General features: G+C 53.9%; 7 protein-coding genes. 6 read left to right on the forward strand and 1 reads right to left on the reverse strand.

Annotated features, from left to right (window positions below; all coding sequences use genetic code 11):
- Positions 1-7: 7 nt before the first annotated feature.
- From RJP21_RS26955 to RJP21_RS26975, 5 genes are all read left to right on the forward strand, one after another.
- On the forward strand, positions 8-910 hold the full coding sequence (locus RJP21_RS26955; RefSeq protein WP_310862029.1) for a carbohydrate ABC transporter permease: 903 nt from the start codon (positions 8-10) through the stop codon (positions 908-910).
- A 171-nt stretch (positions 911-1,081) separates the two neighbouring features.
- Entirely contained in the window at positions 1,082-2,680 is a 1,599-nt protein-coding gene (locus tag RJP21_RS26960) for a type 2 periplasmic-binding domain-containing protein (protein WP_310862030.1), read from the forward strand.
- Positions 2,681-3,117: 437 nt separating this feature from the next.
- Positions 3,118-5,277, forward strand: a complete 2,160-nt coding sequence (locus RJP21_RS26965) for a glycoside hydrolase family 3 N-terminal domain-containing protein (RefSeq protein ID WP_310862031.1) — start codon at positions 3,118-3,120, stop codon at positions 5,275-5,277.
- 127 nt (positions 5,278-5,404) lie between these two features.
- Entirely contained in the window at positions 5,405-8,767 is a 3,363-nt protein-coding gene (locus RJP21_RS26970; RefSeq protein ID WP_310862032.1) for a GH36-type glycosyl hydrolase domain-containing protein, read from the forward strand.
- A gap of 152 nt (positions 8,768-8,919) precedes the next feature.
- On the forward strand, positions 8,920-9,906 hold the full coding sequence (locus RJP21_RS26975) for a LacI family DNA-binding transcriptional regulator (protein ID WP_160045128.1): 987 nt from the start codon (positions 8,920-8,922) through the stop codon (positions 9,904-9,906).
- A gap of 61 nt (positions 9,907-9,967) precedes the next feature.
- Here RJP21_RS26975 and RJP21_RS26980 read toward each other — a convergent pair whose 3' ends face one another.
- Entirely contained in the window at positions 9,968-10,924 is a 957-nt protein-coding gene (locus RJP21_RS26980) for an MraY family glycosyltransferase (protein ID WP_310862078.1), read from the reverse strand.
- Between the two features lie 224 nt (positions 10,925-11,148).
- Between RJP21_RS26980 and RJP21_RS26985 the strand changes: the two genes are divergently transcribed.
- On the forward strand, positions 11,149-12,588 hold the full coding sequence (locus tag RJP21_RS26985; protein ID WP_310862033.1) for a stalk domain-containing protein: 1,440 nt from the start codon (positions 11,149-11,151) through the stop codon (positions 12,586-12,588).
- Positions 12,589-12,598 lie beyond the last annotated feature (10 nt).

Raw genomic sequence — 12,598 nt, forward strand, 5'->3', positions numbered from 1 at the left:
ATAACAGATGAGTACCGCTACCGCAAAACGGCATAAATACCGGATCGGCAAAATGACGTTTCTCGACTATGCTTTGCTGATCGTCCTGATTATTTTGTCCTTAATGATCCTGATCCCGTTCATCAACGTGATCGCGATTTCGTTCGCTTCGCAAAAGGAATACGCCGATAACCCGATGATGCTGTTTCCGAAGCATCCGACGCTGGATGCCTACCGGGCGCTGTTCCAGGACGGAAGGATTTTGACGGGCTTCTGGAATACGATCAAGATTCTCGTCGTCGGGCTGCCGCTCAGCTTGTTCCTGACAAGCACGATGGCTTACGGCCTCAGCCGGGACAAGTTTCCGGGCAAAAAGCTGATCTTTTTCCTGGTCCTGTTCACCATGATTTTCAACGGCGGGATCGTACCGCTTTACCTGGTCATGAAGTCGCTTCACCTGACAGGCACCTTGTGGTCGGTCATCCTTGTTGGAAGCTTCAGCGCCTTCAACATGATCCTGATGATGAACTATTTTCAAGGCCTCCCGGAATCGCTCATGGAATCCGCCAGACTTGACGGAGCCGGAGAATGGAAGATCCTGTTCTCCATCGTGCTGCCGCTGGCCGCGCCGATTATGGCCACCATCACGTTGTTCTACGGCGTAGCCTTTTGGAACGGATGGTACGACGCCATGATCTTCCTGCGAAAGGCGGAAATGCTGCCGCTGCAAAACGTGCTGCGAACGATCATCGTCGAATCGTCAACGAACGTTTCGAACGCGTCCAGCGTGGATGCCCTGAACAAATCCGGTTTCTCCACGGGAATGAAAATGGCCTCGGTCTTCGTATCGATGGTGCCGATTATGTGCTTCTTCCCGATGCTGCAAAAGCACTTCGCCAAAGGGGTGTTAACAGGGGCTATCAAGACCTGATTACACAATAGATTTTTAACTGAGGATTTTGCAAAAATCCGAAAAGCGACTTCCAATCAGCAATATATAGCGAAACGGTTTAATTCGTCTATATATTGTACTCTGGAGCGGCCGGAATCGAATTTTGCAAAAGCCTGAACTGCAAAAATCTGATCAAAGTGGGGGAAAAACATGAACACCAAAAAGCTGCTTAAACCACTCCTGGCCGTTGCGCTGTCGGCGGTTATGGTGACGGTCACTGCCTGCTCGAAAGATTCGGCATCATCCGGCGGCAACGAAAAAAACGCGGACGGAAACTACAAGGACAAGCTGAAAATCTCCGTTGCGCAAACCACGGAAGTGAAAGACGGCGTATTGGACAACGAGTTCCACAAGTACTGGATGGACAAGTTCAATGTCGAATGGGATTACAACTATGTGCAGTGGGATTCGTGGCCGGAAAAACTCCGCCTGTGGATCAACTCCGGCGACCTGCCCGACGTGGCAAGCTGGAACTATGTGCACGGCGACTTCATGAACTACGTAGACCAAGGACTTTTGTATAAATTCCCGGATGACTGGAAAGAACGCTGGCCGAACGTGGCCGCAGCCTACAAGCTGACGGGCCTTGGGGACAAATTGGAAGAGCTGACAGGCGGCACGTACATCCTGCCGAAACCGGTGTATTACCAAAACAAACCGGCCGATCCGCTCGTGAACCAAATCGGCGTCATCGCGCTGCGCAAGGACTGGGCGAAAGCCGTCGGATTCGAGCTTAAGGACGCATACACGACAAGCGAGCTGATTCATTATGCCGAACTGATCAAAGAGAAGGACCCGGGCAAACTGGGCTCCAAGCTGGTTCCGATGTCTTATAACGCGGACGATGCTTTGACGAACATCATCATGGCCAACAGCGAACACTCCCGCGTGGAATCCGCATTTTACAAAGGCGAAGACGGCAAATTCCATTGGGGTCCTGCCGATCCTGAAACGTTGACCGGCTTGAAGCTGATGCAAAAAGCGTACAAAGAAGGCCTCTTGAACCCTGAGTTCTACACATGGAAAAACAACGAAGGCAGCGACAACTTCAGAGTCAAAGGCGTAGCCGGCATCATGTCCCTCGGCGGCCTGGCTTCGTACAGACAGGACCTGGACAAAAACATGCAGAAAAACCTGGGCGTCAGCAGCGACGATCTGGTGCATACGGCAATCGTTCTCGGCGACGACGGGAAGTACCGCAATCTGGAGCAGGTCAACTTCTGGTCGTCCTTGATCTTCTCGCCGAACATCAGCAAAGAGAAGTTTGAGCGTATTATGGACATTCTCGATTACTCGACAAGCAAAGAAGGACAAATGCTCGTCAACATGGGCTTTGAAGGAAAAGACTGGAAATACGACGACAAAAACGAGCCTGTAAGCCTGCTTCCGGAAGGAACATCGCTCGAAGACAAATATCCTGCGCGTTTTGAAGGTCTGTATGTCCTGGGCGACGACTTCAGCGTCGTGAACCCTGCTATCAAGAAGGAATACCGCGACCGGGCCGTGCAGCTTTTCCAAGAAAAAGCCAAACTCGGAAAAGAGGGCGGCAAGCTGGCTACGTACGATTGGGACGTTCAGTTGTATGATTCCAAAGCGAAAAGCCAAGCGTCGTTCGAATATCAAAACGAGTACGCCAACCTGATCCTGCAAAGCGGCGATTTGGAAGCGAACTGGAAGAAATGGGTGGAAAGCAAGCAATCCCTCGTTCAACCGGTTTTGGATGAATTAAACAGCAAATTCGCGAAGTAAAGATACCTCTTAATAAAAGGATGGCGGGCTGCCTGATTTCGATCCGCAGCTTTCGGTCCTGGAACCCGGTGTGCAGCATTAGGGTGCAGCCGGGTTCTTCTCATCATGGCGGCCGAAAGACCTTTATTTTCCATCCGGGACATACGGGCTTCCGGCCTCGTGAAGAGACGATAGAGCATCGTTCTTCTGAATGAGGAGTTTGCACAACGAATGAGACTAGGGGAAGTTTTCGTTCCTTGCCCGGCCCGCGAGGGCAGGCAGGTTTTGCGCAAGCTCCTGAGAAAGAAGAAAGGATGCCGACAAGCCTGAAACAGGCCTTCGGCATTCTATAAATCTTTCATATATAATGTAGAAATTTTTTTCGGCCATGCGCCTGTACAGCGAAAAAGAGAAAAACCGGCTGGATTAAAAATAAGCGGGTTGTGGAGGGAAACTGTATGGATATTCAGCAATTAGAAGGCCTTGTAAAGCAAATGACGCTCGAAGAGAAAATAGCCCAATTGCTGCAGCTTACGGCCCATTTTCATGAGGGCACCGACAACGAAGGGCAAGTGACCGGACCGATGGAGGAGATGGGTATCACCGAACCGATGGTAACCGCCAGCGGTTCCGTACTCGGCCTCTCCGGAGCGCAGGCGGTCATCGACGTGCAGCAATCATACCTGAAAAAAAGCCGGCTTGGCATTCCGCTGATGTTCATGGCGGACGTCGTGCACGGTTTTAAAACCATTTTCCCGATCCCGCTGGCCATCGGCTGCTCCTGGGATTTGGAACTGGCGGAGAAAAGCGCGGAAATCGCCGCCAAAGAATCGGCTGTATCCGGCATCCACGTGACGTTTGCCCCGATGGTCGACCTCGTGCGCGATCCGCGTTGGGGCAGAGTCATGGAAACGACGGGCGAGGACCCTTATTTGAACGGCCTGTTTGCGCGGGCTTTCGTTAAAGGCTACCAAGGAAACGACTTGCAGGAGGAAACGGACCGTTTGGCGGCATGCGTGAAGCATTTTGCGGCTTACGGGGCTCCGGAAGGCGGCCGGGACTACAATACGGTCAACATGTCCGAACGCCAGCTGCGCGAACAATATTTGCCGGCCTATAAAGCGGCGCTTGACGAAGGCTGCGAAATGGTGATGACGTCGTTCAACACCGTGGACGGCATTCCGGCGACAGGCAACGAAAAGCTGATGCGCGGCATTTTGCGCGACGAGTGGGGCTTTGAAGGCGTGTTGATCTCCGACTGGGCGTCGATCCGCGAAATGATCGCGCACGGCGCGGCGGAAGACGACCGCGAAGCGGCGTACCGGGCGATCCGGGCCGGCGTCGACATCGAGATGATGACGCCTTGCTATGTCCGTCATTTGCCGGAGTTGGTCGAGGGCGGCAAAGTCGACGAAGCCCTCATCGACGAAGCTGTTCTGCGCATTTTACGGCTGAAAAACAAACTCGGTCTTTTTGAAAATCCGCTGCGCGCCGCAGATCCGGAACGCGAAAAAGAAATTCTGTTCTGCGAGGAACACCGCAGCGTGTCTTACGAGCTGGCTGCCAAGTCCAGCGTCCTGTTGAAAAATAACGGCGTCCTGCCGCTGCAGGCCGGCGCAAACGTCGCATTGATCGGACCGTTTGCGCAAAGCAACGACATCCTCGGCTGGTGGTCCTGCGTCGGCGAGAAAGAAGACGCGGCTCCGCTTGCGGCGGCGCTGAAGGAACGCTTCGATGGAACGCTCGTCGTCAGCGAAGGCTGCAGCATCGACAGCATGACGCCGGACCAGCTTGAGGCAGCGCTGGAAACCGCACGAAACGCTGACATCATCGTATTGGCTTTGGGGGAAGAATCGGCGATGAGCGGCGAAGGCGGCTCGAGAACGGACATCCGCTTGCCGAAGGCGCAGCTTGAGCTGTTGAAATGGCTGAAGAAGCTTGGCAAGCCGATGGCAGCCGTTCTGTTCAACGGCCGTCCGCTTGATTTGCACGGCATTTTCGACGAGGCCGACGCGGTGCTCGAGGCTTGGTTCCCGGGCAGCGAAGGCGGAGCCGCCATCGCCGACATTTTGCTCGGCCGGGTGAATCCGTCCGGGCGTCTGACGATGTCCTTCCCGCAGTCGGTAGGCCAGGTGCCGGTTTATTATAACCATTTCAATACGGGTCGCCCGATGGATCCTTCCAAATCGGACGAACGTTACGTATCCAAATATATCGACAGTCCCAACGATCCGCTGCTGCCGTTCGGTTTCGGGCTTTCGTACACGAAATTCGAATACGGCGACCTGACGCTTTCGAGCGGCGAGATGAAGGCGGGTGAACCGGTTGCGGTTCAAGTGAAAGTGACCAATACGGGAGAACGTGCCGGGGTTGAAACGGTTCAGCTTTACATTCGCGACGTAGCCGGGGAAGTTGTACGCCCGCTGCGCGAGCTTAAAGGCTTCGTACAGCTGGAGCTTCAGCCGGGAGAAAGCAAGACCGCAACCTTCACGCTGACGGAAGAGCAGCTGCGGTACCATCATTCCGATCTGGGCTTCTCAAGCGATCCGGGCGCCTTCCAAGTGTTCGTAGGATCCAACAGCCGCGACACGCTGGAAGCGTCTTTCAGGCTGGCTTAGGTAGGGCCAAAAATAGGACGAAATAGGAGCGCCCGTGACCGACAGGGCTACTGCGCCCTTTCGGCGCGGGCCGCTCTGAACGACATACCGCCGGTTTATTTCAAAGGTTAGGAGGATTAACAAACATATGACAGCTACGATTACGAACTCTAAGCTAAACATTCAAGCGGGTGATTTGAAATTCACCTTTTGGGAAAGCGGCGATTTGCATCAAGCCTTATGCGGCGGAACCATGATTAACCAACTGGTGGCGAACCCGATTGAAGGAGCTTTGAATAACCTGTACCTGCGTATACACGGGGAGTCGGGCATTTCGTTTTACCCTCTGCTCGGGATCCGTTCCCAAAGCAAGGTCAGCGCCGGGGAAAACCGGATGATTTGGGAAGGGGAAGCCGGTGGCGTGGAATACCGCGTTACTTTTGCTTTGTCGGCACAAGGCGTCTGGTTCTGGGACGTGGTTGCCCGCGGTGAAGGGGTCAGCATCGACGTCATCTACGGACAGGATCTCGGCAATGCCGATATCGGAGCCGTGCGCAGCAACGAAGCGTACCTGTCCCAATATATCGATCATGCCGTCTTCGAGGATGAAGATTACGGTTACGTCGTCTGCTCCAGGCAAAACATGCCGCAAAGCGGCGGGGCGTTCCCGTACATCCAGCAGGGCGCTTTAACGCGCGCGGCCGGCTATTCGACGGACGGCTTTCAATTTTTCGGCTTGTCTTACAAGGAAACGAACGTTCCTTTCTGTTTAAGCGAACCCAATCTGGCAAACGAAATCTATCAATACGAGTTTGCGTATACCGCGCTCCAATCCGGGCGGGTAACGTTAAACGGCGAAGCGCGCTTCGTATTTTACGGCCTGTTCAAGGAAGATCATGCGGCGGCTGTAACGGAGTTGGGGTATAAAGCCGAGGTGCAGCAGGCGTGGGAAGCCTATCTGGCGGAAGGGGAAAAGGAAGTGCTGCGGCCATTGCCGCCGGTTCGCTTCAAAAGCTTGCTCGGCGAACCGCTGCAGACCCTCTCTTTGACGGAGGAGGAAGTAAACGAGCGTTTCCCGGCACATCAAAGACATCAGGAAGAGCGCGAAGGCGGACAACTTCTGGCGTTTTTCACCGATTCCTACGAGCATGTCGTATTAAAAGAAAAAGAACTGCTGGTTGAACGTCCGCACGGACATATTTTGATGAGCGGAAACAATGTGAAGTTCGGGGCCAAGGTCATCACGACCACATCCTATATGTACGGTATTTTCAATTCGCATCTGGTGGTAGGCAATACGAACTTCAACAAAATGATGAGCAATGCCCGGAACGCGCTGAACGTGCCGAAAACCGCAGGCCAGCGGATCTACGTTGAAACGGATGGAAAGTACCGTCTGCTGACGATGCCGTCCCTCTTCGAGATCGGCTTTAACTATGTGCGCTGGTATTACAAAACGGCCGACGACATGCTGATCATCACCAATTTTACGACCGTGGATACGCCGGAAGTGAGGCTTCACGTCCGCTCTGAAAGCGGCAAGCCGTACCGTTTCCTCGTGACCAGCCAAGTGACGATGAACGTGAACGAATTCGAGGGGCCGGTCCGCATGACGAACGCAAACGGCCTCCTTACCTTCTTTGGCGGACAGGATGACATTCGCAAAGAGGCATATCCGAACTTGCAGTACCGCATGTGGCTCGAGGGCGCCGCCGCCGCGATCGGCGATGAAACCGTCCTTGCCGAAGGCGTTCCGGCCGGCAGCGCGTCGCTGTGCACGATGCAAATCGATGCCGCCCGGGAGTGGACGCTTACCGTTCAAGGATTGCTGGACGGGGAAGAGGTGCCTGCGGCTGAGAAAAACATCGGGGAAGAGATTGCGAAGTATCGCGATTTTTACAAACAAGTCATGAACGGATTCCGCCTGACCGGGGCCGACGGAGCCGAAGGGGCCGGATTGTTCAAAGTTAACGCCCTTGCCTGGTGGTACACGCATAACATGCTTGTCCATTATTCGGTTCCGCACGGTTTGGAGCAATACGGCGGCGCGGCATGGGGAACGCGCGACGTATGCCAAGGACCTTCGGAATATTTTATGGCCACGCAAAAATTCGAACAGGTCCGAGACATCTTGCTGACCGTGTATTCCCACCAATACGAGGATGACGGAAACTGGCCGCAGTGGTTCATGTTCGACCGCTACGCGAAGGTACAGCAGGAGGAAAGCCATGGCGATATTATCGTGTGGCCGCTTAAAGTGCTGAGCGATTATTTGACGGCTACCCAAGATTTCAGTATTTTAAAGGAAAAGGTTTCTTATACCATTAAAGGAAGCTTCCGGTTTACGGAACAAACCTTTACGGTGCTGGAGCATGTGGTGAAGGAAATCGGGTACATCCGCAGCCACTTCCTGCATGATACGTACCTGTCCGCTTACGGCGACGGGGACTGGGACGATACGCTGCAGCCGGCGAACGCCCAGCTCAAAAAATATATGGTCAGCAGCTGGACGGTGGCCCTGACGTACCAGACTTTAACCCAATTGTCCGCCGCGCTGCTTTCCGAAGAGCCGTCCTTTGCGGCCGAGCTTCAGGAAATGGCTGCGGGCATCAAGCGGGATTACAATCGTTACATGCTGCAAACCGACGTCATTCCGGGATTCCTTTACATGGAAGATCCGGCTTCGGCGAAGCTGATGCTTCATCCGACGGACACCGAGACGGGCATCCAGTACCGCCTGCTTCCGATGACGCGCAGCATGATCGCGGAGCTGATCGATCCCGAGCGGGCAAAATCGCATTACCGCTTGATCAAGGAAAAGCTGTTTTTCCCGGACGGCGTGCGTTTGATGAACCGTCCTGCCGGGTACGCGGGCGGCGTCAGCACGCATTTCAAGCGGGCCGAGCAGGCCTCCAACTTCGGCCGTGAAGTCGGGCTTCAATACGTCCACGCCCACATCCGGTTCGTCGAAGCGATGGCGAAGCTGGGACATGCGGAGGATGTCTGGAACGGACTGAACGTCATTAACCCGGTAGGCATCCGCGATGTCGTGCCGAATGCGGAAATCCGGCAAAGCAACGCCTATTTCAGCAGCTCGGACGGCAAGTTCAACAACCGCTACGAAGCGCAAACGCATTTTGACGACCTTCGCAGCGGCAAGGTGCAGGTCAAAGGCGGCTGGCGGATCTATTCCAGCGGCCCGGGGATTTACATGAACCAGCTGATTTCGAACGCCCTCGGCATTCGCCAGGACAAAGGCGGCCTTACGATCGACCCTGTCCTGCCGGCTTCGCTGGACGGACTTCATTTTGATTTCGAATACGACGGGGTACAGGCAACCTTCATCTATCGTATTACCGGCTCCTCCCTAAGCCGCGTAACGTTGAACGGAAGTCCGCTGAACGCCGAAAGAGCGGCCAACCCTTACCGCGAAGGCGGCGTACACATTTCCGGGGAAGTTTTGAAACAGGCGATGAACGGTCATCATAACGTATTTGAAATTTTTATGTAAATATTTTGGAGATCTTTGCGGATCGCCGTTTTCCATAGGTTCAAACAAGCAATCAAGAACAGATGCGGGGTTATGCGATGAAAAGAGGCGGCGGCGGAGAGCCGCCGTCCTCGATATCCCCGGCGAACAACAGGTTAAGGAGCGAGGACAAATTGGTAAGCATAAAGGATATCGCTAAGAAAGCGGGAGTTTCGATCTCGACCGTCTCTTACGCCTTGAACGGCAGCAGCAAGGTAACGGATGAAACCAGCGCGAAAATACTGGCGATCGCCAAAGAATTGAATTATGTTCCGAATGCCGCGGCCAGAACCTTGAAAAAGCGCGAGACGAAAATTATCGGCGTGTTTCTGGCGGACTTTAAAGGGGACGTATACGGGGAACTGCTGGACGGCATGAAGGAGGTCTGCAATTCGCAGGGTTACGATCTCATTGTATGCAGCGGCAGACAGTCCCACCGCATGCTTCCGGAGCGGCTGATCGACGGTGCGGTCATATTGGACCATACGTTCACCAGCGACGAGCTGCTTAAATATGCGGACCGGAACCATAAAATCGTCGTGCTGGACCGCGAGCTGGAGCATCCGAACATCAACCAGGTTTTGCTGGACAACAAGGCCGGCGCCACGCTGGCGACCGAATATTTGGTTGAGCAGGGACATCAAAAGATTTATGTCGTTTCCGGGCCGGAGGGGTCATTCGACTCGATTCAGCGCATGAAAGCCGTCAAAATGGTGGCGGACCGGCACAGCGACATCGAATGGATCGAAATTCAGGGCGATTTCAAAAAAAGCGGCGGTGAAAAGGCGGCCGAGCAAATCATGCGGGAGTACACGGAGCCCGTGGCGGTGTTTTGCCTGAATGACGAAATGGCGATCGGATTATGCAACCGGATTGCGGATACGGAGTTCAACATCGGCGAGCAGATCCATTTGATCGGTTTCGATAACATCGAGTTGACCCGGTACATGCAGCCGCGGCTTGCCACCATCGACTATTCCAAACGAAAATGGGGGGCGCTCGCGTCGGAACAGCTGATCAAAATCATCTCCGGCGAAAAAGTGGAACATGAGCGCATTTACGTAACGCTCGTAAAAGGTGAATCCGTGGGAAAGTCTTCGGCAGGCAGCGCGTCCCGTTAAAATTAAAAGACCCGAAGTGAGGCAGGAAATGATCCATGCTCCTCATTCGGGTCTTTTTGCATTACGAAGATTTGCTCAACAGCATTAAAATGATGGACGAAAGCGACAGGCAAGCGCTGATCAAGTAAATGAACAAGACGGCCTGCTTCGGGCTCAGTCCCCAAGACAGCAACCGGTAGTGAAGCTGGCTGCGGTCCGCTTTGTATACCGGTTTTCCGTTCAAATAACGTTTGATGATGACGTAAATGTTGTCGAAGATCGGTACGCCCAGCGCCAGCACCGGCACCAAAATGGAGATGACGGTCACCTGCTTGAAAGCTCCGTCCAGCGCGATGATGCCAAGCATGAATCCGATAAACGTCGCTCCCGCGTCCCCCATGTAAATTTTGGCCGGCGGCTTGTTGTACTTCAGGTACCCGAGCGCAACCCCGACGAGGATGATCGCCATGATGGCCGATTGGGTCTGGCCTTTGGCAATCGCGACGACGAACAAGGTAAGCGCCGAAATGCCCGCTACGCCTCCCGACAACCCGTCAAGGCCGTCCATAAAGTTGATGACCGTCGTCACGCCGAAGATCCACAGGATCGTCAGGATGAATTGAAGCCATTCCGGAAACACGACCATGTGCCCCGTAAACGGAATCGTCACGCCGACGAAGGAAATGCCGCAGAAGTAGACGATGACGGCCGCGCCCACCTGCACGATCGTTTTAGGCAGGGCGGGGAAATCTTTGCCGCGGGTTTTGTACCAGTCGTCCACAATGCCGATGCCCAGAATAAGAAGCGATCCGGCAATGATGCCGGCCATCTCCAAATCCCATTGGCGGCTCAGAATGACGTAGGGGATCATGAATCCCAGGAAAATGGCGATGCTCGCCAAATGAGGGACAGGCTCTTTATGGATTTTCCGGCTCGTCGGCCTGTCGACGAAATCGAATCGGATCGCCAGCTTCCGCAGGGGAGGTATCAATGCGAGCACGATAACAAGCGATACAATAAATGCAATGACATACACGATTTTTGGCCTCCATCACTTCAGTTAACATCGAGTTAATACATAAACTTCCACCATTAGCCATATTTCTTGGAAAAGCTCTGTTTCTAACTAGGATAATACCTATTTTTCCAAATGACAACGGTAAATATTTAATGTTTCCATAACATACCAATCAATCGTTTCTAACAAATCTATACGAAAATAGACCTAGATCCACTGAAGCGATGAAGAAAAGGGTGAGCCATTTGAAAAACAATAAAATGTTGCAAATCATTGCCGCGGCGGCGTTCGTCACGACCGCACTGTCGGCGGGAACCGTGGATGCCGCGGCCGCGCGGGTGCAGGACAAAAGCACTGCGTCCCAAGCATCATCGGCTAAGCTTGCCGTAACGAGCGAGCGAATCGTCGTCAACGGCCAGGAAAAATCCGTTTCCATGCTGCAGGCGGGTAACGGAAAGCTGATCGCGCTTGCCGATCTGGCGAAAATTTACGGTGCCGCCGTAACCTCGTCAAAAGGCGCCGTCACGTTCAGCACCGGCAAAAACGGGCACAGCTTGCAGCTGCAAACGGGTTCCAAAACATTCAAACTCGACGGCGAAGCGCGCACCTTTTCAGCCGCGCCAATCATGCAGGACAACCGTGCTTTCGTTGAGCTGAAACCAGTCGTAACGGCGCTGGGCGGCGAAATCATCGCTGCCGGGCAAACGCTGCAAATCCTGACAGCCGAAAGAGTGGCGGGAAGTTTCGCTTCCGCTTCGTTTGACGCCAAGGGTCAAGTCATTGCCGTGAAGGAAGATGCAGATCCGGCTCAGGTGTACCGCCTAAACTCCGATTACAGCTCAAGCTTATTATTTTCGGACCCGAACGCATCGAATATGGCAATTTCTCCGAACGGAGACCTGGCGGCATATACGGACGATAACGGACAGCTTTACCTGCTTAACCTGGACGGAGGGCAACCGCATAAGCTAGGGGCCGACACGTCGGTCAAGACGGATTTGACCTGGACGGCGGACGGCAAAAAAATCTATTTCGTCCAAGGCGACAAACAGGAAAAGATCTCCTGCATCTCCGTGGATACGGGCATGATCACCGAGATTTTGGCCGACAAGGTCGAAAATAAATCCGAGGTGCGCGTCTCGGCCGACGAAAAGAAAATCACTTACATCGTAAACGTGACGGGCGTGGCCCAAAGCGACAAAGACAGCACCGAGGATTCCCTCAAAATTGATTATTCCGGCGCCGGAGAGCAGATCTATACGTTGGAAATCGGAGTGAAGGACGCGAAACCCGTTGCGCTGACCGCATCCGGGGACAACAAACTTTATCCGGCTTACTTAAGTAATGGAAGCGTGGCTTTCTTGAGCGCGGATGCCGACAACCCGAACGCAAAAGGCGCGATCAAAGCCGTTTCCGCAAGCGGCATCGCCCAGGATCTGATCGCGGATGTGGACGTCACGATCAGTGCGGCAAGCCCGACCGGCAATCTGGTTGCCGCCGGCATAACCGCTGATGGAAGCTATAAGGTTTACAGCTTGGTGGCAGGCGTCAAAACCGAAGTATACGAAACCAAAGAGGACATTACCGGCGTGGCCATCTCGGACGACGGCACACGCGTGGCGGTCGTCGCGGACGGCAAAGTGTTCGTGATCCAAAACGGAAAAGCCAGCCAGCTCACCAAATAATAACGCAGAT

Source organism: Paenibacillus sp. VCA1, assembly GCF_031583795.1.
GTDB lineage: Bacteria > Bacillota > Bacilli > Paenibacillales > Paenibacillaceae > Paenibacillus_AQ > Paenibacillus_AQ albilobatus.